We start from the raw sequence: 24,684 nt of genomic DNA, 5'->3' as shown, positions 1-24,684 counted from the left end.
TAAGTTTTTACAATTCATTATACTGGGACATAGTTGATATGTTCCAGTTTTTTATCAATATAAGTATATTGGACACCCATTCGTACTAGGAGGAATACATTTGAATTCAATAGAACAAACTTTCCATAATAGTAAACAATATTTTAATACACATGCGACCAAGGATCTTAAATTCAGAAAAAAACAACTAAAGCTCCTAAGCAAAAGTATTAAAAATCATGAAGATGCATTATTAAATGCTTTTCAAGAAGATTTAGGTAAAAACAAAGTAGAAGCCTATGCAACAGAAATCGGCTTTACTTTAAAAAATATCAAAACGGCTCGTAAAGAATTAAAAAACTGGGCTAAAAAGAAACAGGTTAATACACCGCTTTATATGTTTCCTACCAAAAGTTATATTGTTAAAGAACCATATGGCACAGTACTAATTATTGGGCCATTTAACTATCCATTCCAATTGCTTATTGAACCGCTTATAGGTGCTATAGCTGCAGGCAATACTGTAATCATTAAACCTTCGGAATTCACGCCACATGTGTCAGCAGTTGTAAAAAATATTATTGAAGATGTGTTCGACCCTGAATACATCAGTATTTGCCAAGGTGACGCCGATACTACACAGTCACTGATTCATTTACCCTTCGATTATATCTTTTTCACCGGAAGCGAACGCGTTGGAAGAATTGTTTATCAAGCAGCAAGTACCAATTTAACACCTGTCACTTTAGAATTAGGTGGCAAATCACCTGTCATCGTAGACGAAACCGCTAATATCAAAGTCGCTAGTGAACGCATCAGTTTTGGTAAATTCACTAATGCTGGCCAAACATGTGTCGCTCCAGATTATGTTCTTGTAAACCATAAAGTCAAAGAAGACTTGATTAAAGCTTTAAAAAATACAATAACAGAATTTTATGGTAAAGAAATACAAGCAAGTCCTGACTTTGGACGTATCGTAAATCAAACGCATTTTGACCGTTTAAACGATTTATTAGGTGTACACAAATCGGAAATTGTTTTTGGTGGCCATTCTGATTCAGCTGAAAACTATATCGGACCTACTTTATTAGATGGTATTACATTTAATGATAAAATTATGGAAGGTGAAATTTTCGGTCCTATACTACCAATTATTACTTATGACGATTTTGATGAAGCGATTGATTTAATTCATACGAAACCCAAGCCACTCAGCCTTTACCTATTCAGTGAAGATGAAAACGCAACAGAACGTGTTCTAAATGAAATTTCTTTTGGTGGCGGTGCTATCAACGATACATTGATGCAATTAGCAAATCCAAACTTACCATTCGGTGGTGTTGGTGCTTCCGGTATTGGTCAATATCACGGCAAATTTAGTTTTGACACATTCAGTCATGATAAATCTTATATATTTAAATCAACTCGATTAGAGTCAAGCCTACTCTTTCCACCTTACAAAGGAAAATTTAAGTATATTAAAACATTTTTCAATAAATAATAAACACCTTTTTATAGGCTTGGGCTATAAACTGTAGCTAATGAGAGTGGAACAGAAATCTTTATTTTATAATTTCTGTTCCACTCTCATTTATGTTATATAGTCACTACTTAAGTATTGGCCTGGATGTTCTTAAGCATATTATTTTCTATTTCATGATTACTTTCCTATTTTATGTCATCGACAATTTTAAACAAACATCCCCTTTTATCTTCTATGGTTAAGATGCTACAAATGATATAATTGAAAAGTCGTCGTTCTACTTCTGTGCTGATTTTAGCATGGAAGGAGGTGACATCATGTGCATTACACTATTTGTAACGTTTATAGCACCTATCGTAGTAGGTGTTATTGTCACATTATTTTCTTATTGGCTGAATAATCGTGACTGACGACGGCAGTGCCAATACACCAAAAAGAGCCCGATAGCTATTCGTAGTAGCTACCGGGCTCGGTGTTTATCATGTTAGTACACTATTTGTTAACTGCATTATAACACCATTCATAATAAAAATGCAAAGTATATTATCTTAGAAACTGTACACAAACACCTTCTGGTGCCGTTTCTTGATTATCAACGATTTCTATGTTTCCAGTAACTTTATCACGTTTAAAAACGGTCAGAGCATAATCGCCTTCTTGGTGTGCACAAACTAAATAATCATCAGATTCAGTTATATTGAAGTCACGTGGAAATTCTCCACCACTTTTAACGATGTCTACTAATGAAATTGTTGCACCCTCGTCTCCTACTTTAAATATAGCAAGACTATCATGACCGCGATTACTTATATATAAGAAATTTTGATCATGCGATATTCTCACTGCTGCCAATTTAGTATCACCATCAAAGTTTTCTGGAATTGTTAAATGTCTTTCGATTTCAGTAAAATGACCATTCTCATATTTTAAAGTACTTACGATATTTGATAACTCATGTACAACGTAAGCATGTTTTCCATTTTCATGGAACGTAATATGTCTTGGGCCATCTCCAGGCTCAAAATCTATAGTATCGTATACTTTTAAACCGTCATCTCCATATTCGTACGTAATCACTTTATCTGTACCTAGATCCATTGCCACAACATATTTTTCATCTGGTGTTGTGTTGAGATAATGGACATGTGGTTGCTCTTGTCTTTCAGAAGGACCAGTTGGATAATCATGCGCTAATTCTTGTATTAGACGAACAATTTCTCCTGTTTCTGGATTTGCTTCATAAATTCTTGCTAAACCAGCACCATAAATTGCTTCGAATATATATTTTCCATCCGGTGATGCAGATACATAGCAACCATTTCCAGCAGTTGACGCTAGACATTTGTTAATCAGACTTAATGTACCATCTGACTCTATTTTCAAACTAGCAATACCACAATCATCGCCTTCTTTAGTTACAGCATATAAAAAATGATTATGTTGATTTACATATGTTGATGCTTCTAGTTCATAACCTGTTTTAACTTCCGTTATCTTGCCAGTTTCTTCATCTAGTTGGAATCGGTAAACCCCTTTACCTTCTTTTTTTGTATATGTTCCAATATAACCTGTTGTCGTCATGTAAACCCCTCCATATTATTATACTCATATTTTAATAAAGATTTTGGGCAAAAGACAATATAATGATTTAACCACTTGAAAAATAGAACGTATGTTCGTATAATGGATATATACTGATTGGAGTGATAATAAGTGAATGACTACAAGAATCAAGAAACAGATTATAGAAAAATACCTAGAGAACAGTTGAATCCCAACATACCGCAAGGCCGTGGCATGGTCAAATGGGCGCCCTTTGCTACTTTACCTGAACAATTCGAAAGTATTCAACAATATTTAATAGATCAAAATAAAATTGATCGTCCAATACTGTCAGATGACCAGCTAAACGAACTTAATTTACAACTCCATCAAGCCTTACATTCAGATACTTTTGTACATATTGAATATTATAAAGACGGATGGCTAGAAAATATAACTGTTAAAATTAAAAATATAGATATGACGCAAATGTTTTTAGAAGGATACCTTTTAAAAACTTCAAACACAATCAAATTGTCCCTTTTTGATATTACAAAAATCACGATAGATAACTAGTTAGCCAACCATATTTAAGCATAGTCAAGTATTCTATAGGGCATACAAGCGATATGAATAGCATAAAAAACTGTCGATAATGTTATCGACAGTTCAAAGTAAAAAACCTATTCATTTTCAATCAATTAATTATTAGATTCGATATCTGAAATAATTTCTTTTGTTTTGCTTTCGATATCTTCAAAGTCTTTTTTGAAAATATAAGCAAATACAACTGCACCAATGCCTGCTGCTAATGATACAGTTAGGATTGTACCGAATACAAATTTAAATAAACCTTTAATAAAATTCCACATTCTGTTTCACCTCAATAAATTATTAACATCACTATTATTAATGATAGCATATTTGATTACATCAATAAATATATACCCACTTTTCATTAATTTAAATCAACATATGAAAGTCGTAATTTTATGATATTATTGTATTAATGCTTCAACAAAACATAAAAAAATTGTTATCTACCAAAGGTTCTTACTACTTTAATATTCAGATAAACATGCGTATTACGTTTATAAGCATTTAAACATAATCATGAACATGAAAAAATTCAAACTTGTTTTGCTTTTAATATATATAGATTCATAAACATTCCAGTGATTATGCTTAATTGATAGAAATTTGCGCTATCACTATCATTGAAGGTGGTTTAAACAAAAAAGAGTGATCTGAATATATCAGGCTCACTCCCATCGTAATTTGATTTATCTCCACCAAGTGGATACTGCATCTTTAATAGCATCATAATAGTTAGCCATTAACAATCACCTCATTAAAAGTATAATTCCTTAATCAGTCGTCGTTGTTATTCTTAATGATAAGGTCTAGTACCCTGTAATGCAATTAACACTACGTTACATTAAAGTTACAATTTTGTAAGACTACACTTTAAACATAGGAGATTTTGAAATGCAAAAAGTAAAATCAGATATTTTAACGCATCGTGGTTCACATTTCGACCTAGGTGTACAAACTGCACAATGGATGCAACATACACCACTATTAAAAAATAGAGAACAAGAATGGAAAAAACGTATGCCACGCTTTGATATTCACATCAAAGAGACTTATGATATTTTTCAAACCTACGCACCTCAAATCTGGGAAGAAATCAGAGGTATGCAGGAAGTGCTTAATTTACCTACACGTCAAATGATTTTAAATTTTGCCCATTACCGCTTTACACCTTTGAAAAATAGCGGTTGCACTGTCTATTTAGGTAACGATTATATGGTACGTAATTATGATTATCACCCTGCCACATATGATGGTCGCTATTTATTGTTTCAACCCAATGATGGTGGTTTAGCTCAAATTGGGCCAACATCTCGTGTCACGGGTAGAATGGATGGCATGAATGAGGCTGGATTAGCAATGGGGTATAATTTTATGCATCGTAAACATCCCGGTGACGGCTTTGTATGCTACATGATTGGCAGACTTGTATTACAGTACTGTAAAGATGTTCCTGAAGCTATTAAATTATTAAAAGAAATACCTCATAGAAGTTCATTTAGCTACATTGTTATGGATAAATATTTAAACCACGCAATCATTGAAGTTACACCACGTTCCATCGATGTGCGTTATGATCATACTTGTACAAATCACTTTAAATTATTAACGCATGAAAATAGAAATTATACAAAAGAATCAACAGAGCGTTTAGATAGGTTAATTAAACAAACACCTGCTCAATTAGGGAAAATGGATGCTTTCAAACTTTTTAATAACCCTGAATTTGAAATTTACAGTAAATTATTTAAAAGTTGGTCTGGCACGATACACACAAGTATGTATGAACCTCAATCGCTAACCGCTCATATTACTTTAGGTGAGAATAAGGCACCTGTGGAAATTGACTTTCAACAATGGTTGAATGGTGAATCTTTGAACATAAACGAACTCACAGGTCAAATTGATACCGAATTAACCTTTGCAACATATTAATATCAAAAGGAAAAAAAGAGTGGGATTAAGAAATCTTGCATACTTTGATTTCTATCCCACTCGCTCATTTAATTTATATAAATATCCCCATTTAATGTATAGAATTCCAATACATGATTACCAGCGCCTACTCTATCATTTGCAAAAGTTTTGTTATTAACGTTGGCTTTCCCTTTTTCTGGGTTTAATTTCAGCAAAGTATTATCCGGTGCTTGATTGTACGACATCTTTATATCCCCATGTTGTGTTGACGCTTTAAAAGCAGAGTCAATATCCATATCACTTAAATTGATATTACCCTGTTTCGCAGATAGTACCGAATCTTTAATTAGAGATTGCTTTCCGATAATACTGGCATTTTTAGTTTTTATATCTGCGTTCAAGATCTCACTGCTATTAAAGTGAACTGTGGATTTTATACCTCTGTATATTAATTTTTTAATTGATGAATTCTTAATGAAAACACGTGCTGCACCAGTTTCAGGCATTGATAAATTAGCACTTTCGATATCTAAGTTCTGTATATTCACTTTATTAACTCTATTAGAAACATACAAATCATCCATTTTTTCACTTGGCATTGTGATATTAATTTCAGCATGTATCTGCCTAAAGGGATTAAAATTCAAACCGTACTTATCTACTTTTTCATTGGTTTCATGAACACTTAACTCATTACCTTCTTGATTGATATCTACCTTATTTTGCCCCTTGTAACGCACTGTAAATTTGTCACCTTTTGTGATATTAACTTTAGTTGATATCCCTTTTATATTTAAAGAGTCGATCGATTTATCAGTAATGTTTTTATCTATGGTATTAATTTTATTATTTTGTTTTTCAAAGCCAAACCACGTTATACATCCTAGAAGAAAACAGACAATGAACAAACTAAAACCACTCAAAAATAATTTCTTCATTCTTCTGCACTTCCTTTAATCGTTCTAATATTCCAGCGTAAATATTTTAATATTAATCGATACACCAGTTCAGCCAACTTCGCAATAATTACAAATAAGACAATACCTAAACCACTAAATGCAAATGCAAATAAATAATTACTAATAGCCAAACTAAACATACTGTTCAGTAATCCATGTATGATTAAGAGTAACGGACTTATAACTAAAACCATTGCAGCACATAACAATATCAACATAAATCCACCGACAAATATCATTGGAATCAGTATAATCACTAAGGATAAAATGCCCATACCTAACGAAGCCATGATTGCTCTTAAAATTGTCCTAGCATTGGTCCGGTATTCAGCAGATACAATTGCACTTCTAGCATTTATTTCTTTACCTATTTTTTTAGGTGGTTCTAAAGCCCCAATAATTTGATATTCATTTTTACCTTCACTTTCTTGCTCAAAAAAATATTGTTCATATTCATACATCACTTTATCTCGCTCAGCCCTAGGTAAATTATCGAGCTCTTGTTCAAGTTCATTTAAAAAAGTGATTTTATCCAAAATATCTACCACCATTCAAATTCTAAAGTCTATTTCTTAAATTATGTAAAATTAAAGAATGGTAATTATCCAATAAAATCACCATTCTTTAATTATTATTTTGAGTAAACTTCAATCTTTTTTATTTTATCATGTTTGTATATAATAGATAACTTTATATGATTATCTTTATCATAATATATCATTAAACGATAGGCATCGCGTAATTTCTTTTGTTTATAGCTACTTCCTAAATGATGTACAACATCTTGAATATTCCCTTCAATTTTCCCACCAAAGTTTGTATTAACATCAGTGTTTTTAATTAATGTCATACCCTTTATTTTTGAATTACCTTTATTCACTTTAAATACTAAATTAGGTTGATTATGTTTAGTGTATAAATTGTGTTTTTTTAAAAGAATTTCGTCATCTTCTATAAATTTATCTTTGTCTATTTTTGCATTTAATTGCATGTCATCAATGGTAATACGAGATAAATCTGTAGTATGTTCATTTTTTATGTAACTTACAATGAATAATGTAGCTATTCCCATTAACATAAAAACACTCCATACTAGCCATTTATTTATTTTATGAAAATTCACTTTCCTTCAACTCCATTTACTTAATCAATATAGCATACACAATAGTCTCTTTCATCTTAAAAGAATGTCGTAAAATGCATAACTTTTCAAAGTATTTAAAATTTTCTTTCATATAAAATAATTGATATAATAATATCTAATAAGCTAAAGGGGGAAATATTATGACAAGTTTAGAAACATATTTCAAAAACAGTCAACCACTTGATCAATATATCGAGGTCATGACTGAAAACAAAGAGAATGTCTTATCTATTTACAATTCTTTCTCTTTACCATTAAATGATGATCGTATTGAAAAAATTAAATCATTAAATTATTCAAAAGTGTTAGTTATCACGGAAGATTGGTGTGGCGATGCCATGATGAATGTACCTATCTTAAAACATATTAGTGAAGCTTTAAATTTAGAAGTTCGCGTTTTCCATCGTGATGAGAACACTGATTTAATTGATCAGTATTTAACAAATGGTACTGCACGTTCAATACCTATTTTTGTATTCCTTAATGATAATTTTGAACAAGAAACGGTTTGGGGTCCCCGTGCTAGACAAGTTCAACATTTTGTTGAAGATACACGTTCAGATGTCCCTTCAAAAGATGATCCTACCTTTGAAGATAAGTCTGCAGAAGCACATAAAATTATGACGAATCGTTATAAAACAGATTCTCAACTTTGGAAATATGTATATGACTCCATTTTAGATAAATTAATCATTAAATAGTAAAAAGACGTATGAATGATGCTGAGACTAACCGCAAATTCATACGTCTTTTATATATTGACTTACTTATCGGTTATTATTTTAAATATCTTTCTTAGAAACATAGAAAATATTTACAATAAATAAAATTACAATTGAAGCTGAAGTAATAAACCATTGCCAATTTGTGAATGTATAGTCCCCAGAAGTTGTTTTTGAAGTTAAATAACTAAAAGGTATATACTTTAATGAATCTTGAATATTATCACCAATTTTAGGAATCATTGGTAAAAATGGTTCTGCGAAAGGAACAATTAATACTAAAAATATGCCTAGTGTAAAAATAAGTGCTGTCTTAGGCACAATAAGTGAAAATAAATAAAGTAATAAACCAAAGAATAAATGGAACATTAAGAAGAACCATAGTAATTCAAAAGCTTTACTAGTAGTAATGTTCTTCCCATCAACTACACCTTGCACAATAAGTACAAATCCCACAAGAACTGCTGTAATCAGTATCGCAATAAGTATGATAGAAATTACTTTAGCTATTACATAACCAATACGGCTTGATGTTTTATTCATATAAAGCTGAATTGTACCTTGTGAAATATCACGCGTAATTGTTTTTATTACAAATAGTAAGCCCATAATTGAAAAGAACCAACTACCGATAGAGAGTAATGTATTACCATTCATTTCATCTGATTGTCGAACAAATAATATTGTAAAACCAATCAATGGTAAAATTGTTAAAAGTAACGCTAAGTAAGTTAATGGACTTTTAAAAATACTATACATATCATATTTTACGAGTTGTAAACTATTCATTATTGGCCACCTTTCTGATTAATATTGAAGTAAGTATCACGTAACGAACTCTTACGCGTCTCAATAAATTTAGGGAAAACAGATTCACTTGCTAAACCTTTTAGTACTTTTTTATAGCTGCGTTGTGCATTGATAATCACTTCGCCACTAGCTTCTTGCGTTTGTACTACATTATATTGCTCTTTTAAGAAGGCTAATCCAGCTTCAAAATCCTCATTTTCAAATATAATGACTGTAGAATCAGATGCTGTGCCCTCTTTCATATTTACATCTTGCACGAACTTACCATCACGTAAAAATACGGCTCTATCACAAATCAATTCAATATCTTCAAGTTTATGACTAGAAATTAAAATTTTCATATCTAAGTCTTTAACAAGCGATTGTATTGTTTTAAGCACATCAATTGAACCATCCGGATCCATACCATTTGTTGGTTCATCTAAAATTAAATACTTTGGTTTATTCATTAATGAAACTGCTATGGCCAATTTTTGTTTCATACCCATAGAGTATTTTTTAACTTTCTTTTTAACATAGGGTCTCATACCAAATGCATCGATAATTTGATCTGCATATTTTTTATCAAAACCATTACCAAGGACATTAGCAAAAAGTTTTAAATTAAATAAACCTGTTTTATTATCATACAATTTAGGATGTTCAATTAAGTAACCAACATTTTGCTTATTACCTAATTTGACGTCTCCTTTATAATTGATAATATTTCCATTCATGACTTTCATTAAGGTTGTCTTTCCGACACCATTTTTACCAATCAAACCAACAATCTGACTTTGACCAAAATCAAAATCAATATGGTCAAGCACATTATTATTTCCATATGTTTTTGTTATATTCTTTAATTGCATAAATGCGCCTCCTTTTAAAGTTAATTTACTTTTTTATACTGTATAAAATAATTAGCTATAAGAAAAATGATACTTAAGCCTAAAAAGCCATAATTAAAAACTGGCTCAAAATAATCAAGTGCAGTTAACTTAATTTTGAATATGAGTAATACTGCTAATGTTATAAGCACTGCAACAATTGGAATAATGAATAACATCACAAGCAAATACATTAAATAAGAAATATTTTCAGATTTTTGTTCGGAATATTTTTTAAATGCGATAGGTATAGCAAAGAAATTAATTGCGATATATGAATAAGGTAAAGTAACATCAATACTAATGCCACTAGCAGCAAAATTTGAATTAGGAATATGGGAAAGTGATAATATTCCAGCCCCAATCAGTGTAAATAAAATTAAGGTTACATAGTTTGCATTAAGCATATCCTTTTTGGATACTGGCAAACTACCAAAAAAATCATACGCATTTGAGTGGCCTAACTTACTATTCAGTCGAAATACATGTCCTGAATCAAGGACAGAAACAAATAGTAAAATCATAGCAACTAAAGAATAAAGTATTCTTGTAAGCAATGAATGATTTTCGATTATTAATTGTAATGGAGATATTAATAATAATACGGCATAAATAACGATAGTCCATTTACGTAGTTTAATATTTCTAATTAGTAAATTCTTCATCGAATGGCCTCCCCACTATATAATTCCATCACTATACTGTTTATGTTTTCGTTGCCCTTTTTCGAGGTAAACCATTAGTTCTTCGATGGTTGGATTCGTTATTGCCACATCACTACCAAATAGTTCTTTAAACACATTAGCATGTGTCGTAAGTGCTGTAAAACCCGTATGATTATATTCAATGTAATGCGTTAAATCAATCAATTCATTATCTAGTTGATTTGGGTCGCCTTTAACAATTTGATATTGATTTAGAATATCATCTGAAAATTGGTTCAAAATGATTTCTCCATCCTTGATATAAACCAGATAATCAGCAATTTTCTTCAAATCTGAAATGATATGTGTAGAAATAAAAACGGATTTTTTTCATCAATTAATTCTTCTTGAATGACATCTAACACTTCATTTCTAACAATTGGATCGAGACCAGAGGTTGGTTCATCAAGTATAAATAGCTCTGCATGATGACTAAATGCTATTGCTATGGATAGTTTCATTTTCATACCTGTTGAAAAACTTTTAATCTTCTTGTTTACAGGTAAATTAAATTTTTCAAGAAAAAAATCAAAGCGTTCATAATCCCACTCACTATAAAAAGGCGCAATATAAGACTCAATTTTTTTAACATTCCACTTATCATTTAAATATAATTCTGAATAAATAAAACCAATTTTATTTTTTATTTCAACTGCATGACGATCCATTCTTTTATCAAATAAGCGAATTTCACCTTCATCTGGTTCTATAAGATCCATAATTAATCTAATGATTGTCGTTTTACCAACGCCATTAGCTCCAATAAATCCAGTAACAAATCCTTGAGGAACTCGAAAAGAAACGTCCTTTAGTTTGAATTCTTTATACTGATAATTGACAGCATTCAATTCTATCGCGTTCATTCTTCGTCCTCCTCAAAAATCAGCTCAACGATTTCTTGTAATTCAGATAAAGACATGCCTATTGTCTTAGCTTCTTTACTCATTGATTTAGCTAATGACTCAATAACAATAAATTGTTTTTCTTTTAAAATCGAATTATCTTGTTCCTTAACATAGGTACCTTTTCCTCTAACAGTATAAACAAAGCCATCTTTTTCTAAATCTTCGTATGCACGCTTTGTTGTTATCACGCTAACACTTAAATCATGTGCTAATTCTCTCATAGACGGTAAATGCTCACCTGGTGCAACATAGCCCTTTAAAATGTTTTCTTTAATTTGTTGCTTAATTTGTTCATAAATAGGTCGTTCACTACTATTTTTTAAAAGTATTTTCATGGACGTCCTCCCCTACAACTGTATATACGCAATATATACAATATATACACGTTTGTAAAGTGTTAATTTATAATTACATACACTTTATTATTTTACTTGATAATGCAATTCGTCATTAGTCATTTTGCGTTTTAAAATATAAAAAAATATAGCTAGTGCTTTGCTAAATTCGACTCAGCTCCACACTAACTATAGTTTTATTGACTCTATTTTCGATTTTGATTTCTCTTCTTACGTCTATTATTGCTTCTATTAATAAAAGCACAAATCATAAACATAATTGCAGCAATAAGTAATTTAATTCCAGAATCTTCTTGTCCTGTTGCCTGTAAATAATAACCAACGATGAACAAGACGATTGCAATAATTACAAATATCTTTGTTAAATGTTTCATCTCTTCACCTCAAACAATGTTATTGTATCAAATTTTACCAATAATTACTAAAAACCTATAATTGAGAACTTATATTTTTTTAATCATAAGTTATGTTAACTGTAAAATAAATTGATTGCAGTATTTCGTTCTGGATGATAAACTTGTAAATGTATCCACGGATTATATTACACAACCCCAAGTCTGGGCCAACAGACTTGGGGTTTTTTTGTGTAAGGCCACCTATTTGTCATTCCATTTATTTTCTAACCAAACACGAAAAACAACAAGTAAGCTACCTGTTAATAAAGTTGTAATTATTTCTTGCCACCACGAGATCATATTACACCTCCCACAGAAAAAAGTACCATGTAGGAATTCGATGGCCTATCCACATTCTAACACAAAACAGAACGTGTGTTCGTATAAATGTATAGATTTTTTAAATTTTAATTTAATATAGCCACTAAGCTTTAATTTTAAGCTATTTCAAGATAATATAAAGGTATCATTGAAAAAGTAAAAGAGAGGTTGACCCACATATGAATCCTTTAGCTTTAGATTTAAATGAACAATTATCTAAATCAAACCCTGAAATTGCAGATATGTTATCTGACCTAGGAAAATTAATGTATTATCCAAAAGGCATTTTATCTCAATCTGCTGAAGCAAAATCTACTCAATATAATGCTACAATTGGTATGGCAACATATAAGCATAGCAAGATGTATGCTGACACGCTTAATGACGTTTTTACAAACTTAGAACCAGATGAAATCTTTCCATATGCCCCACCACAAGGTATAGAATCTCTACGCGATTTATGGCAGCAGAAAATGCTAAAAGAAAATCCTGAATTAAATGCAACTGATATGACAAGAACCAATACTTACAAATGCGTTAACACATGGTTTATCACTCGTTGCAGATATGTTTATTGATAGTGGCGATACGATTTTATTACCAACGCACAATTGGGGAAATTATAAATTAGTTTATAGTACGAGACATAGTGCGGATATCGAAACTTATGATATTTTTGATGAGTCAGGACACTTTACGACAGAAAACTTAATTGCAACTTTAGAAAATTATACAAAAGATAAAGTGATGTTAATTTTAAATTATCCAAATAACCCAACAGGCTATACACCTACAAAAGATGAAGTAAAAACAATAGTTGAAGCAATTCAAGCATTAGCTAAACGTGGTACCAATGTAATTGCTTTAGTAGATGATGCTTATTACGGCTTATTCTATGAAGATGTTTATACACAATCATTATTTACTGCACTAACAAACTTGCATTTAGATAATTTATTACCTATCAGATTAGATGGTGCAACGAAAGAGTTCTTCGCTTGGGGATTACGTGTAGGTTTTATGAGCTTTGGTGTATCCAATGAAACAACAAAACAAGTCCTAGAAGCAAAAGTTAAAGGACTAATCAGAAGTAATATATCTAGCGGACCTATGCCTTCACAAAGTGCAGTGAAATATGTATTAGAGCATCCTGAAACTTTCGACAAAGAGATTCAAGAAAATATTGATACGCTACAAGCGAGATACGAAGTTACAAAAGCAGTGGTTTATGACCCACAATATGCATCCTACTGGAAAGCTTACGACTTTAATTCTGGTTATTTCATGGCTTTAAAAGTTTATGATGTAGATCCTGAACAATTACGACTTCATCTTATCAATAACTATTCTATCGGTATCATCGCACTTAACGATACTGATATTAGAATTGCATTTAGTTGTGTTGAAAAAGATGATATTCCACATGTATTTGATTCTATTGCAAAAGCCATTGCTGAGTTACAAAAATAATATAGTTAAAAAAATGGAGCATGTCACATCAGACACGCTCCATTTTTTTATTGTTGTTGTTTAAGTACACGCGACATTTCTTCTATTTTTCCAGCGTGTAACGGAATATGAATCGCATTGAGAACTAATAATTCATTTAATGTACTACAACCAGCTATTGTTTCAGTAAGCTCTTGTTCTAATTGTTCATCTGTAAGTTTGCGAGCACGTTCAGGTAATGTTCTAATGTGTTTAAATATTTCATCAATTGTAGGTACGTCACTATCTCCCCATTTTTCAGGTGAAGAACCATATCCAAATAAATTTGTATACTTAGCAATATCAACTTCATTTTGTTCACATAATGACAATACACTTTCAAAAATCGTTAGCACATGCCCATATTGCCAGTGAATTGTATTAGGAAAAGCGTCAATTTTATCGTCTAATACCTGTTCATTACTCCAATTATCGTAACCTGATAACAGATAATTCACTCCTGAATCAAGAACCTCATACACTGTTGGTTTTGTCATAATTTATCTCCTTTTCTTATAAAATATTAGAAACTTATCACACTTGTATAAGAACCGTTACTAATTATACCTACTTACTTTACCCAAATCGTTAAAAGATTATTCATATAACAAATGTAATCCCTTATCTTATATATTGAAATTTTATTTTCTTAATATGAACGATACGACTCATTGACACTTAATATTTGTTATATAACCAAATTTCTATACATATTTTTAATATTTGACGGAAAATAGTTAAGGTGCTAAACTATTTTTAATTTCAAAAATTCAAAAATAAAGTGAGGAATCATTAATGTATCATTTCAGAACTGTGGCTATGCGTGACTTGAATACTATTTTACAAATTGAGAATAAGGGTTTTTCATCTGAAGAAGCCGCTTCAAAAGAAGCACTTATTAATAGAATTAATGTTATCAAAGATACATTTATCGTAGCAGAATATGATGGCGAAATCGCTGGCTATGTCAATGGTCCTGTTATTAATCAAGCTTTTATCACTGATGATTTATTTGATGAAACTACAAAGAACCCTCCCCATGGCGGCTATATCGCTATTTTAGGGCTGGTTGTAGGTGAAAGTTATAGAAACCAAGGTCTTGCAGGAAAATTATTGGATCATTTAGAACATCTTGCAATAGAACATGAACGTCAAGGTATAACATTAACTTGCAAAGCTTCTTTGATTTCTTTTTACGAACAATATAGCTATTTAAATTATGGCGTTTCTGAATCTAAACATGGCGGCATACAATGGTTTAATTTGGTTAAAAATTTGGATTAATTGTAGTGTCTATCTTTTAATATATAGGTTAATGAGTTCGTGTATCATTTATTAAATAATTTAAGTTTTCACTTATCATGTTTAAAAAATGCTCAATGTTTTCAAAATCTTTAGTATCATATGTTTCTAGTTTTTCTAAATAAGTGTTATAAACGTTACTATCTAATGCCTGATGATATTGAAATACTTTTTCGCCTTTATCAGTTAATTCGATACTGACTTCTCTAGAACTATGTGTACTTTTATTTTTAACAACTAAGCCTTTTTGAACAAGCCTTGTTATTTTTTGTGAAGCCGCGCTTTTAGTTCTATTCATTTGTTTAGCAATTTCAGATATATTCATTACCTTATTGACACCAATCAGATTAATCATATGTGCTTCGACCATATACAATTCATCATCTGTACCATATTTTCTCGGTATATTTTCATATTGATTTAATAAGTGTGCAGTTTCATAAAGTTGGTCAATCGCTTTTAAAAAAGTTGTTTTTCTAGTCATTACGTCGCTCCTAATAATCATTTGGGTTTATTTTAACATATGAAACAATCACATTATAAATCATTATTCAAACTAAAAACGCTTCCCAAAAGTGTAAAACTTATGGAAAGCATAAATAAAATAATACATTAAATTTTTAAAGTTAAATGATAGTTATCAATAAACATACAAAGGTTAGTTAAAAATGGATGAGTTTTACATTATTTCTACTTTTATTGATATTATATGACTAACATTTATATATCTGCCACTATCTTTTAAATAAAAATAACGATGTTTTCTAATTGCTTTTTCAAATCGTTCCAAAGCTAATCTTTCATCGATTTCTAAAACATTTTCTACATACTCGCGAAATACATTCCCATCATTCGTTTCTATTATAAAAACAAAAATTTCATTCATCTATATTCACCCTATGTAATCATTATATATATAATTATCTAACTAATTACTTTTCAATGCAACACAGACACATGCACGACATCATTTTAATTGATATTGATTTAGTATTATTGAAATACATGGACAATTATATCACAAGGATTAACCGAAAATAATCAACGTCCGTTTCAAATAACAATTAGGAAACTAAAAAGACGCTTTCCAAAGGGTTGAGTGCCCTAATGGAAAACGTCTCTAATGAATTATTTTAAATTTTTATGTCAATATGATGTTATTTATGACTTTTAAATGCCTTCAAATCAGTGTTTGAATGCTATTTTACATCATACCTGGCATTCTGTACATATACAAACTACTATAAATACGTTAACAAAAGACTGTTAAATCAATGTTTTATAATTTTACATATGCCATTATTTTTAGTTTTTTCATTCTGTTATGACCAAATTATGACCACGTATCGTATGTGTGAGATACCTATTTTTGGTTTTTATTGATATCTGTAATTAATCTATTCCGATTCCTTAAAATAAATTTATTAAAGTAGCACATAATAAGTAATATAAAAATTTTATCAAGACCATTTGTTTATACATAACATTTCAATTAGTTTTTGGAAGTCTTCATTCTGGTTTGAAGAAACTATAGCTTTTTCAGAAATTGTAAAAAGATTATTACATTCATTTATTTCGAAAGTCAATTCCTCAATTTTCGGGTAAGAAACAGTCTTTTTCTCCATTTCATCATAAACTGCAAAATTTGCATAGTTGAACTTAACTTTGTCCACCTTTACATTTATAATTTCAACAGACTTTTCTTCCTTATTAAATATCAATCCTTTTTCTCCGTTTAATAATAAAACTTTACTACTATTAACATAATCAAAGGCATCTAATATTGTGTATTTGCTTAAAATAAAATTTTCTTCTGAAAATTGAGCAAAGAAATTAACTAAAAACCAACTAAGGGATTCTTCTATATTTCTACCCATTTTCAAATCACCTAATATAGTATTTTCATTATCATTTACAAGTCGTTCCAAGTAACCAAGTTCGGTTGCTAAATTATCTTCTAATTGTCCTTTGTCCATTATTTCTCCCCTTTTTAATATGATGTAATATATTACCATTCTCATATAAATTTTTTAAAATAACAAGAAAATTGTATTACTTAAACACTTAATTTATTTATAAAGTTTAACGAAACTAAAATTGAGTCTTCTCCTTCGTTTATTAAAAACACGGTTTCACTTTTAATAAACGAACTGATTCAAATCTTGTAAGTTGTAGTGAGTTTTTAATATAACTTACCTAGTCACATAGACATCGTGCTATAGATTATCTAAACCTACTTATTGTGATCAAATAATTATACAACTACAAAACCAAAATTTTACACTCTGTACTACGTTGAATGATAAATATAACTTACAGCTATTGTATTTCTGTACCTTGATGAAACAATAACTTCCAATCATTTTTATAGTATTTCCAAATAGAACTTCGATTAGTTATAATATTATTTGTTGTATTAACCATAGTATATGTACATAATATACAATCTTCAGACAATATGTATTCTTCAAAATTACTAATCCTATAGTCATCTTCATCTAGTTGTGCTTGCTTTATATCAGTTTTATAAAAAACTTTTCCCGACTTTCCAAATTCTTTAAAATCGGGATGCAAAACATTCAAAATTTTACTATTAGATCTATTTTCACTTTTTAGATGCAACCATTCATATTCAATCATTTCACATCTTCCTTTTTGGAAATATTTTATATACTTTAAATATTCTAACCATAATTAAGAGATTTATCTATTCTGACATTCGCCCTGTGCTGCATCGAGAAATAAATTAACGTATAGTTGTTCGTTTGACGTTCTATAATTATGTCCATATTATCATTAAATATAAACAAATTCTTAAATTTTTATATTAATCATAACTTTTTGTTATCACCATTATTTTTTAGATATAGTACAATTAAATCATTATCTTTTTTACAATATCCATTAATAAGTTGCACGAATTTTAATAATTTCAGTTTGAGGCATTGCGTGTGTTTGAATATAAAAAAATTAAATAAGGGGGTATGTAGAATGGGTGTTGGAAATAGTAATTTAGAAATAAAACCTACACTAAGTAATTTACAGTTTTACATAGGTCAAACAGGCAAACCTGAACATGATCCATTGCTAGACTTTTCATTGTTATATGAACACGCAGAATTAGGTATTAAATTCACTTTGAGTGGTTTAGACAAAATTGATAATCCTTATAATACAGATAATGAATTATATTTAATAATTCTATTATACGATAAGGTTGGAGGTATCGGTTTTGATTTACGTAATTTTTGGACATTAAATTTAAATGCCGAAACCATGAAAAAACCTTATGAAACAATCCAATTCACGTTATATAAATTTGAACCTAATAATAGAAGTTACGATTTCACTAATATTTATCAACAATTAAAAGTATTAGTCTTGCCTGAAGAAATTGGTAAAGAAGAAATTGACAAAGATACTTTTATGAATTGGATGACTTGGCCACAACAGAACGAAATTTTAAGTACTAAAATACCTATTTATCATCACAAGGAGATTAATAATGAGTAATTTAGAGCCTGTACCTCACAAAACTTTATTAAACAGAATATATCCAAATGGTGATATTCCAGTCAATTTTATGAATGATACTAAAAATCAAAAAGATGATATAATGGAATTAAATAAAAACGATGAATCCGGAGGTGGCGATATGAACAACTATGTAACTAGAGATGAATTTAATAATGGAATAAAAGAATTCAAAGATGAAATGCGTGCTATGAGAACTGATATGAATAACAACATGAATAGCATCAGAACTGATATGAACAATAATATGAATAGTTTACGTACAGAAATGAATACTAATTCTAATTATTTACGCAGTGAAATGCAAAATTCTATTAGTAAGTTACCTACTAATTCTGAAGTTGAAAATATTTTACTAAAAAACAATAAAGAATTAGACAAAGAAGCAAAGCAAAATAGAAACACAATTATAGGTTGGACTATTGGTATAGTTGGTTTAGGTTTCACAATTGCTAAAAGTCTCGGATGGCTATAAATTAATAATAAGGGTAGTACACCTACCCTTATTATTTTTCATCTTAATTGACATACAAAACAACCCACCTATTCATATAAATGAGTGGGGGGTTGTTTGTTAATATAATTTTTCATATAATTAATATCAACACAAGAAGAATTCGTTTACACACTTTTCAAAAAAATCGGAGGTACATAAATTTGAATAATTTAGGAACTTTATATTTTTTCTCAGGAAAAATGGGAGCAGGAAAATCAACTAGATCTAAAGAGATAGCACAAACTGAAAATGCAGTTTTATTGTCTGAAGATGAATGGTTAGAAAAATTATATCCAAATCAAATAAATGATTTTGATGATTACTTAAGTTACTCAAAGTTAATAAAACCATTATTGAAAGAGCACATCCAGCGAATTTTAAAAGTCGGTAGTAATGTAGTATTAGATTTTCCAGGTAACACTAAAACTCAAAGAAAATGGCTATTAAGTGTAGCTTCAGAAATTAATGCAAATCATCAATTAATTTTTCTCAATATAAGTGATGATAAATGTTTGAAACAAATTAATATAAGACGTAGTGAAGAACCAGAAAGAGAACAATTCGATACTAAAGAAACTTTCGAATATGTTTCTAGTTTCTTCGAACCCCCTGAATTTTCAGAAGGTTTAAATATTATAGAAATCAAATAGTTAACCCCATCTTTTCATTTAGGTGGGCTTATTTTATCTCCACAATATCTTTTAAATTCAATATACTAATTCCAGTATCTTCATACATGTGCAGTGTTTTAGTATACACATCTACTTTATGAATGTAACCTACTTTCGTTTTAATATATCCATTTTCGAAGTAACGCAATTCAATAGATGGGTCGTTGTACATTTTGAAAATTAATGTGTTATTTAATTCATTCAACTGATCGTCGTCTAATATCGGTTTTTCAATTTTATTTTGGTCTTGTATGTATTGTTCTAGTTGCTCGTATTGCTCAGGCAGCGTCTTAAAGGCTTGCCACTTAACAATTCCACGCCCTTTTGGTATACGTGGATTAAGATACTCTCTAGGTATATTACGGTAATCAGTTTCGTATTTGTATTCATCTGGTACATCTGGATTGATTGGTTTCATATAATCACCTCAAAAAAATGGAATCGTTTTACTAGCTTTTATAATATCTTTTGTAAAGAAGAATTGTTTGCCTTGTCCTGTATATGCAGGGTTGAGTATCATATTTGCTTTTGCGTTATATAACCATTCGGGATGTATTCCTGAATTCAAAATATCCTGGAATTCTTGGAAATCTTTATTCCAATCTAAATTTGGTTCCATTTATAATCACCTCATGAATATAATAGAACACTTGTTCGCATATGTAAAGATGTATATTACATGTAAATAAACATAAAAAAACACCCACCAGTTGGTGAGTGTTAAAGTAAGTCTTGTAAATATACATTTTCAGGAAATTTCATTTTTTTGTACATCTCTTGCAATGTAATAGTTTTTAAATTTTTATCATAATATTTAAAAGTTTTGTTCAATTTATTAATCATATTTGTGTAGTCTCTTTTATTTAAACAATGTGATAGACTAATAATCAAATCAAATATAGAGCTTTTATTCATATTCTGAGTATAATTTTTATTAAACGCTTTATTATAGTTACTGAAAATATTATTTCTAGATCTTGGTTTTTTTACTGTAAAATCATATAACCTTTCTTCATGAGCACACACATTTCTAAATAGGTGAGCTTGTTGTAATATACTGTCAATATCATTTGGCTCAATTTGCAAAGCAATTTTATATTCTCTTCTAAATTTAGTTTTAAAATCCAAAGCTATTTTTAATCTTAAGTCATCGTCCAAGTTAGAATACATATGTGATATGGTACCTAAAGATAAATAATTTACTAAAACCCACAAAGGTACTCCATTATGAGTGTTTATATAATGTTTAAGTGGTTCGTTTTTTCTGTTACTCATTATGTTACTTAAACTTGCAACTGTCCTAACAATACTGTCAGTTTTTTTAGGATTATCTGAATAGTTTTTGAAATATAAATACGAATGGGACTCTTGATATTTTTCACTAAAATAGTAAGCAATGCGAGACTTAATCTGCGTTTCAAAAACCAATAAGTACTCTAATAAGTTATTTCTTAATTTTCTGTCTAATTTATACAAAGAAAAAACCTCATCAAAATGCGTTCCTTCGATAAATTTTTCTGGGACTTCAGGCAGCCCACGACTATCTATACATAAAAATAAATCCTTATATCCATTTATTATATTATAGTAGTTTTCATTTTCTAAATCTCTTTTTTTCTCACTAGGGACCTCTAACCCTCTATCTCGTAATATTTTCAACTGTTGATTATGTGTTTTAAAAGGTTTCATTTTATTCAATGCTCCTAAAAAAGTAGCCATAACCCGAATAGAGTTATGGCTAGATCATTTGTATATATAATACACCAATCCCCCTATTAAATGCAACTACAAAAATTGATTTTATACGATTTAAAAACACAAAAACAGGGCAAGCACATAAGTGCCTACCCTTTAATTTATTGTTCCAACTTATCCAACAATCTATTCAACATTTGCTTAGCTCTTGCTTCTTTAACACCAAATATATTTCCAGCCTTTTCAAAACTCACACCATTACATATCAACAAAAATAAATTGTGTTCTTTTTCAGTCGCTACCCTTTCTATAACAGCTTCTAATTCGTTATAAAATATACTTTCTTCAACATTATTATCTATATCGTGAGTTTCTGCTTGATCATTCACATTAAAGAACTCATCTATATCAATATCTTCATTATATGCATCACTATTATTTATTGTCTTGTGATAGTTCAATATAAACTCTTTTACTGTTGCTTTATCATACCTCATACATAATCTACTGCCTTTGCAACACGTTTTAATATAATTTCTCTCGCATGTCTTAGTGTTAATTCACTTACACCTATCACATTAGCTACAACTTCATCTGTGTATATCTTATCATCCCACCATGTAAGCTTAATAATCTGCTGCACTTTTACATCACTATCGTTATAAACTTGAGTAATGCCTTTTACAATGGATTCTAAGTTCATATACTTTAATTCGTCCATATCATTAGCCTTATTCTTATAAGTATCAACCATACTATGATAATTACGCATGTATTTTTCTAATATTGGATAATCTACTTTATCTAATCCTCTAATCACACAACCAACTCCTCACGCTCATTATTTAAGCTTTCTTTCACTTTTACTACAAAGTTTTGATATATAACTTCATTCTCATTTTCACGCTGTTCATTGCGTTCTATACGTTTATTGTGATGTATCTTATATAAATCTTCCTGTAACTTATCAATTGTCTTATAAGGCTTGTTACTCCCATTAGATTTGAAATATCTCATCACTTCTTTTTGTTCCTTAGGTGTATAGTTACTGATAAGTTTCTTCAATAAATTGAGTTTCTTGGTACTATTAATTTTAAAACGATTCAATTCATCTTTTTGATCAGTTATCCATATAACTAATTTATCTAATGGATATGAAACTGTAATAACACCAGCGATTTCATCACACACTGTATGGGATGTATTAAGATGATACATTGCATTGATTTGTTCCTGTATTGCTCGAATCTTACTATTAATGAATTGTGGATTGTAATTAGTTAGCAACTCATATTCAGTAATTTTCATTTCTTCTTTATACCACAAAACTGATTTACAACGTTTTAATATCATAGTAGCCCTCCTAGACACTTATAATGAAACAAATTTATTTTTAATCGTCATCATCCATACCGAATATGTCAAAAACTGATTTTCCAGTCACTTTTTCTTTTGAAGGATCTAATATTTTCAATCTTGATTCCACAGTAAGTCCCAACTTAGGCGCAATACTATTTAATTGTGATAGTGAATCTCTTTTAATAGCGTGATTCTGATTAAGTTTCGTGCCACGTTCCGTTTCTATAATTGCACTTTCATTTTTCATTCGTATAGTTGCATTGATATAGTCCGAATACGCTGTGCAATATGCTGATACAAGTGCTAAATCTAAACTAGCTATTGGTAATTCTTCTAGTAACGGGAATATCCTGTGCCATTCCTTTGTGGCTGTATCATCTAACCATTCAGGTGGATCTGGTTGTAATTTAGTAAGTTGTTTCAATGCTTCTTCTGTAGCTTGCTTTGTTTCCTGTGCTTCTGTAGTTAATCTACTCTTTTGCTGTGACAATAATTTTCTTTGAGCCATTCAATTTCCCCTTTTCTAAATGATTTTCTCACTATGTAAAGCTACTTTTCTTTACACATTTTCAACTTTCATTTTCAACATTCTAGCGAGATTACCTGTCGACCGATAACAAACAACTTCAAAACAAGTGGGGGCTAATAGATGCCTCCCTTTTTTAAATTGATGCTGTTCAGTTGGTAATAGCAGCACTAAAATGACGTGCATTTATTATTTATAACGCCTTTATCACACTGTTCTTACATGCTCTGAAACAGTCTCTAAATGCCTTGTATGAAGTATGATTTTCAAGTGCTTTATCATCTTATTCATCATGTAACTTGCTATTTATTATGATTCTATTTAGATCTACAAATAACCACATTATATGATTCTTTTAACCTCTAAACACATCATTATAATTGGATAATTTATAACCATTGTATTAGTAATCTATTTGCTATTAACCTATTATCACTATTAAGCCTTTAACCTATGAATAAGTATGAAGATACTTATTGTATTCATGTTCATATTTAATGTTTATTTATTTTTATTTTAATAATTTATTATATATTTAATTTCAAACGAAAGAACAAAAACATTTTATAATCATTTATCTTTTAAGTTTGTTCATCAAAGTTATTTCGTTCATCAATCTTCTATTGATAATACAAATGAATTCATTATGATCTAATCATTTACTTATCTTAATATCATTGTTGATGTAACAACTTTATCTTTATCATCATTGAACTAATATCTTTGTTAATGTTCAATACAACTTCAATCATTATCTATCTTAAATACTTCTTAACTTAACATCACAACAACTTATTATTATTCTCTTCTGAATCAATGTTCATTATCAATATGTTAATCATGATCTAATCACATGTTAGATGTGATTGCTTAATACTAGAATCAACCAATGATATTTCCTTTACAATAAACC

Annotated in this window: 32 protein-coding genes and 2 pseudogenes; 10 read left to right on the top strand and 24 right to left on the bottom strand. The window is 29.8% G+C overall.

What is annotated here, in order from left to right; all coding sequences use genetic code 11:
- The first annotated feature begins 100 nt into the window (after nucleotides 1–100).
- A complete protein-coding gene (locus ACM6UH_RS05490) occupies nucleotides 101–1,480 on the top strand; it encodes an aldehyde dehydrogenase (protein WP_047503235.1) in 1,380 nt (459 codons plus the stop codon).
- 299 nt (nucleotides 1,481–1,779) lie between these two features.
- The gene (locus ACM6UH_RS05485) at nucleotides 1,780–1,872 is read left to right on the top strand and encodes a type I toxin-antitoxin system Fst family toxin (RefSeq protein WP_011302749.1); all 93 of its coding nucleotides are present in this window, start codon (nucleotides 1,780–1,782) and stop codon (nucleotides 1,870–1,872) included.
- Nucleotides 1,873–2,005: 133 nt separating this feature from the next.
- Here the strand turns inward: ACM6UH_RS05485 and pglS are convergent, their stop codons facing one another.
- Nucleotides 2,006–3,043: a 6-phosphogluconolactonase gene (pglS, locus tag ACM6UH_RS05480; protein ID WP_047503237.1), complete on the bottom strand. Its 1,038-nt coding sequence runs from the start codon at nucleotides 3,041–3,043 to the stop codon at nucleotides 2,006–2,008.
- A gap of 132 nt (nucleotides 3,044–3,175) precedes the next feature.
- On the opposite strand from pglS, the gene ACM6UH_RS05475 reads away from it, so the two are divergent.
- Nucleotides 3,176–3,580 carry a YolD-like family protein gene (locus ACM6UH_RS05475; protein WP_002482807.1) on the top strand — a complete coding sequence of 135 codons (405 nt, stop codon included), beginning with the start codon at nucleotides 3,176–3,178 and terminating at the stop codon, nucleotides 3,578–3,580.
- A 125-nt stretch (nucleotides 3,581–3,705) separates the two neighbouring features.
- Here ACM6UH_RS05475 and ACM6UH_RS05470 read toward each other — a convergent pair whose 3' ends face one another.
- Nucleotides 3,706–3,876 carry a hypothetical protein gene (locus tag ACM6UH_RS05470; RefSeq protein WP_002482806.1) on the bottom strand — a complete coding sequence of 57 codons (171 nt, stop codon included), beginning with the start codon at nucleotides 3,874–3,876 and terminating at the stop codon, nucleotides 3,706–3,708.
- A gap of 616 nt (nucleotides 3,877–4,492) precedes the next feature.
- Between ACM6UH_RS05470 and ACM6UH_RS05465 the strand changes: the two genes are divergently transcribed.
- On the top strand, nucleotides 4,493–5,533 hold the full coding sequence (locus tag ACM6UH_RS05465; protein WP_002482805.1) for a C45 family autoproteolytic acyltransferase/hydolase: 1,041 nt from the start codon (nucleotides 4,493–4,495) through the stop codon (nucleotides 5,531–5,533).
- A gap of 68 nt (nucleotides 5,534–5,601) precedes the next feature.
- On the opposite strand, the gene ACM6UH_RS05460 is transcribed toward ACM6UH_RS05465, so the two are convergent.
- The 3 genes from ACM6UH_RS05460 to ACM6UH_RS05450 form a co-directional block, all read right to left on the bottom strand.
- The gene (locus ACM6UH_RS05460; protein WP_047503239.1) at nucleotides 5,602–6,453 is read right to left on the bottom strand and encodes a DUF4097 family beta strand repeat-containing protein; all 852 of its coding nucleotides are present in this window, start codon (nucleotides 6,451–6,453) and stop codon (nucleotides 5,602–5,604) included.
- A complete protein-coding gene (locus ACM6UH_RS05455) occupies nucleotides 6,450–7,010 on the bottom strand; it encodes an HAAS signaling domain-containing protein (RefSeq protein WP_011302746.1) in 561 nt (186 codons plus the stop codon). Before ACM6UH_RS05455 ends, ACM6UH_RS05460 begins: the two co-directional genes overlap by 4 nt.
- Before the next feature lie 95 nt (nucleotides 7,011–7,105).
- Nucleotides 7,106–7,552, bottom strand: a complete 447-nt coding sequence (locus ACM6UH_RS05450; RefSeq protein WP_156676095.1) for a hypothetical protein — start codon at nucleotides 7,550–7,552, stop codon at nucleotides 7,106–7,108.
- A gap of 206 nt (nucleotides 7,553–7,758) precedes the next feature.
- Here ACM6UH_RS05450 and ACM6UH_RS05445 point away from each other — a divergent pair, with 206 nt between their 5' ends.
- Nucleotides 7,759–8,319: a thioredoxin family protein gene (locus ACM6UH_RS05445; RefSeq protein WP_002482801.1), complete on the top strand. Its 561-nt coding sequence runs from the start codon at nucleotides 7,759–7,761 to the stop codon at nucleotides 8,317–8,319.
- A gap of 81 nt (nucleotides 8,320–8,400) precedes the next feature.
- Here ACM6UH_RS05445 and pmtD read toward each other — a convergent pair whose 3' ends face one another.
- The 7 genes and pseudogenes from pmtD to ACM6UH_RS05410 all read right to left on the bottom strand — a co-directional run bounded on the left by pmtD (nucleotide 8,401) and on the right by ACM6UH_RS05410 (nucleotide 12,676).
- Nucleotides 8,401–9,129: a phenol-soluble modulin export ABC transporter permease subunit PmtD gene (gene pmtD / locus ACM6UH_RS05440; protein WP_048787481.1), complete on the bottom strand. Its 729-nt coding sequence runs from the start codon at nucleotides 9,127–9,129 to the stop codon at nucleotides 8,401–8,403.
- Complete coding sequence (gene pmtC, locus ACM6UH_RS05435) at nucleotides 9,129–10,001, bottom strand: phenol-soluble modulin export ABC transporter ATP-binding protein PmtC (RefSeq protein WP_011302742.1); 873 nt, start codon at nucleotides 9,999–10,001, stop codon at nucleotides 9,129–9,131. The genes pmtD and pmtC overlap by 1 nt, the downstream gene beginning before the upstream one ends.
- 20 nt (nucleotides 10,002–10,021) lie before the next feature.
- Complete coding sequence (gene pmtB, locus ACM6UH_RS05430; RefSeq protein ID WP_011302741.1) at nucleotides 10,022–10,684, bottom strand: phenol-soluble modulin export ABC transporter permease subunit PmtB; 663 nt, start codon at nucleotides 10,682–10,684, stop codon at nucleotides 10,022–10,024.
- A gap of 15 nt (nucleotides 10,685–10,699) precedes the next feature.
- A pseudogene (pmtA, locus tag ACM6UH_RS05425) lies at nucleotides 10,700–11,586 on the bottom strand (phenol-soluble modulin export ABC transporter ATP-binding protein PmtA).
- On the bottom strand, nucleotides 11,583–11,963 hold the full coding sequence (pmtR, locus tag ACM6UH_RS05420) for a PSM export ABC transporter transcriptional regulator PmtR (RefSeq protein WP_011302738.1): 381 nt from the start codon (nucleotides 11,961–11,963) through the stop codon (nucleotides 11,583–11,585). The pseudogene pmtA and the gene pmtR overlap by 4 nt, the downstream one beginning before the upstream one ends.
- 206 nt (nucleotides 11,964–12,169) lie before the next feature.
- On the bottom strand, nucleotides 12,170–12,358 hold the full coding sequence (locus ACM6UH_RS05415) for an SE1626 family protein (RefSeq protein ID WP_002482795.1): 189 nt from the start codon (nucleotides 12,356–12,358) through the stop codon (nucleotides 12,170–12,172).
- A gap of 222 nt (nucleotides 12,359–12,580) precedes the next feature.
- Complete coding sequence (locus tag ACM6UH_RS05410; RefSeq protein WP_100217374.1) at nucleotides 12,581–12,676, bottom strand: Trp-rich small protein; 96 nt, start codon at nucleotides 12,674–12,676, stop codon at nucleotides 12,581–12,583.
- A 203-nt stretch (nucleotides 12,677–12,879) separates the two neighbouring features.
- On the opposite strand from ACM6UH_RS05410, the pseudogene ACM6UH_RS05405 reads away from it, so the two are divergent.
- Nucleotides 12,880–14,170, top strand: a pseudogene (locus ACM6UH_RS05405) (aminotransferase class I/II-fold pyridoxal phosphate-dependent enzyme).
- A 47-nt stretch (nucleotides 14,171–14,217) separates the two neighbouring features.
- Here the strand turns inward: ACM6UH_RS05405 and ACM6UH_RS05400 are convergent.
- Nucleotides 14,218–14,685, bottom strand: a complete 468-nt coding sequence (locus ACM6UH_RS05400) for a bacillithiol transferase BstA (RefSeq protein ID WP_002482793.1) — start codon at nucleotides 14,683–14,685, stop codon at nucleotides 14,218–14,220.
- A 298-nt stretch (nucleotides 14,686–14,983) separates the two neighbouring features.
- Between ACM6UH_RS05400 and ACM6UH_RS05395 the strand changes: the two genes are divergently transcribed.
- Nucleotides 14,984–15,472: a GNAT family N-acetyltransferase gene (locus ACM6UH_RS05395; protein WP_047503242.1), complete on the top strand. Its 489-nt coding sequence runs from the start codon at nucleotides 14,984–14,986 to the stop codon at nucleotides 15,470–15,472.
- A gap of 28 nt (nucleotides 15,473–15,500) precedes the next feature.
- On the opposite strand, the gene ACM6UH_RS05390 is transcribed toward ACM6UH_RS05395, so the two are convergent.
- The 4 genes from ACM6UH_RS05390 to ACM6UH_RS05375 all read right to left on the bottom strand — a co-directional run bounded on the left by ACM6UH_RS05390 (nucleotide 15,501) and on the right by ACM6UH_RS05375 (nucleotide 18,130).
- Nucleotides 15,501–15,974, bottom strand: coding sequence for a MarR family winged helix-turn-helix transcriptional regulator (locus tag ACM6UH_RS05390; RefSeq protein WP_047503244.1), 474 nt, complete (start codon nucleotides 15,972–15,974; stop codon nucleotides 15,501–15,503).
- 195 nt (nucleotides 15,975–16,169) lie between these two features.
- Nucleotides 16,170–16,376 carry a hypothetical protein gene (locus ACM6UH_RS05385; protein ID WP_011302733.1) on the bottom strand — a complete coding sequence of 69 codons (207 nt, stop codon included), beginning with the start codon at nucleotides 16,374–16,376 and terminating at the stop codon, nucleotides 16,170–16,172.
- 574 nt (nucleotides 16,377–16,950) lie between these two features.
- Nucleotides 16,951–17,466, bottom strand: coding sequence for a hypothetical protein (locus ACM6UH_RS05380; RefSeq protein WP_048787479.1), 516 nt, complete (start codon nucleotides 17,464–17,466; stop codon nucleotides 16,951–16,953).
- A 343-nt stretch (nucleotides 17,467–17,809) separates the two neighbouring features.
- The gene (locus ACM6UH_RS05375) at nucleotides 17,810–18,130 is read right to left on the bottom strand and encodes a hypothetical protein (RefSeq protein ID WP_048787478.1); all 321 of its coding nucleotides are present in this window, start codon (nucleotides 18,128–18,130) and stop codon (nucleotides 17,810–17,812) included.
- Between the two features lie 351 nt (nucleotides 18,131–18,481).
- On the opposite strand from ACM6UH_RS05375, the gene ACM6UH_RS05370 reads away from it, so the two are divergent.
- The 3 genes from ACM6UH_RS05370 to ACM6UH_RS05360 all read left to right on the top strand — a co-directional run bounded on the left by ACM6UH_RS05370 (nucleotide 18,482) and on the right by ACM6UH_RS05360 (nucleotide 20,170).
- A complete protein-coding gene (locus tag ACM6UH_RS05370) occupies nucleotides 18,482–19,003 on the top strand; it encodes a hypothetical protein (RefSeq protein ID WP_037554460.1) in 522 nt (173 codons plus the stop codon).
- Nucleotides 18,996–19,499, top strand: coding sequence for a hypothetical protein (locus tag ACM6UH_RS05365; protein WP_048787477.1), 504 nt, complete (start codon nucleotides 18,996–18,998; stop codon nucleotides 19,497–19,499). Before ACM6UH_RS05370 ends, ACM6UH_RS05365 begins: the two co-directional genes overlap by 8 nt.
- A gap of 182 nt (nucleotides 19,500–19,681) precedes the next feature.
- On the top strand, nucleotides 19,682–20,170 hold the full coding sequence (locus tag ACM6UH_RS05360) for an AAA family ATPase (RefSeq protein ID WP_002455578.1): 489 nt from the start codon (nucleotides 19,682–19,684) through the stop codon (nucleotides 20,168–20,170).
- A 28-nt stretch (nucleotides 20,171–20,198) separates the two neighbouring features.
- Here ACM6UH_RS05360 and ACM6UH_RS05355 read toward each other — a convergent pair whose 3' ends face one another.
- The 7 genes from ACM6UH_RS05355 to ACM6UH_RS05325 all read right to left on the bottom strand — a co-directional run bounded on the left by ACM6UH_RS05355 (nucleotide 20,199) and on the right by ACM6UH_RS05325 (nucleotide 23,753).
- The gene (locus ACM6UH_RS05355; protein ID WP_048787476.1) at nucleotides 20,199–20,609 is read right to left on the bottom strand and encodes a YolD-like family protein; all 411 of its coding nucleotides are present in this window, start codon (nucleotides 20,607–20,609) and stop codon (nucleotides 20,199–20,201) included.
- A 9-nt stretch (nucleotides 20,610–20,618) separates the two neighbouring features.
- Nucleotides 20,619–20,810: a hypothetical protein gene (locus ACM6UH_RS05350; RefSeq protein ID WP_048787475.1), complete on the bottom strand. Its 192-nt coding sequence runs from the start codon at nucleotides 20,808–20,810 to the stop codon at nucleotides 20,619–20,621.
- Nucleotides 20,811–20,911: 101 nt separating this feature from the next.
- Nucleotides 20,912–21,880 (bottom strand): Abi family protein, encoded by a 969-nt coding sequence (locus ACM6UH_RS05345; protein ID WP_048787051.1) that lies wholly within the window; start codon nucleotides 21,878–21,880, stop codon nucleotides 20,912–20,914.
- 167 nt (nucleotides 21,881–22,047) lie between these two features.
- Complete coding sequence (locus ACM6UH_RS05340) at nucleotides 22,048–22,383, bottom strand: hypothetical protein (protein ID WP_048787050.1); 336 nt, start codon at nucleotides 22,381–22,383, stop codon at nucleotides 22,048–22,050.
- Nucleotides 22,380–22,706, bottom strand: coding sequence for a hypothetical protein (locus ACM6UH_RS05335; protein WP_172439363.1), 327 nt, complete (start codon nucleotides 22,704–22,706; stop codon nucleotides 22,380–22,382). Before ACM6UH_RS05335 ends, ACM6UH_RS05340 begins: the two co-directional genes overlap by 4 nt.
- A complete protein-coding gene (locus ACM6UH_RS05330) occupies nucleotides 22,703–23,239 on the bottom strand; it encodes a hypothetical protein (RefSeq protein ID WP_048787049.1) in 537 nt (178 codons plus the stop codon). Before ACM6UH_RS05330 ends, ACM6UH_RS05335 begins: the two co-directional genes overlap by 4 nt.
- A 40-nt stretch (nucleotides 23,240–23,279) precedes the next feature.
- Complete coding sequence (locus ACM6UH_RS05325) at nucleotides 23,280–23,753, bottom strand: phage terminase small subunit P27 family (RefSeq protein WP_048787048.1); 474 nt, start codon at nucleotides 23,751–23,753, stop codon at nucleotides 23,280–23,282.
- Between the last annotated feature and the right edge of the window lie 931 nt (nucleotides 23,754–24,684).

The organism is Staphylococcus sp. LKG4-2 (assembly GCF_050955665.1).
Taxonomy (GTDB): domain Bacteria; phylum Bacillota; class Bacilli; order Staphylococcales; family Staphylococcaceae; genus Staphylococcus; species Staphylococcus saprophyticus.
Note: the sequence above shows the minus strand (reverse complement) of the source record. Positions and strands in the feature narration are given on the sequence as shown.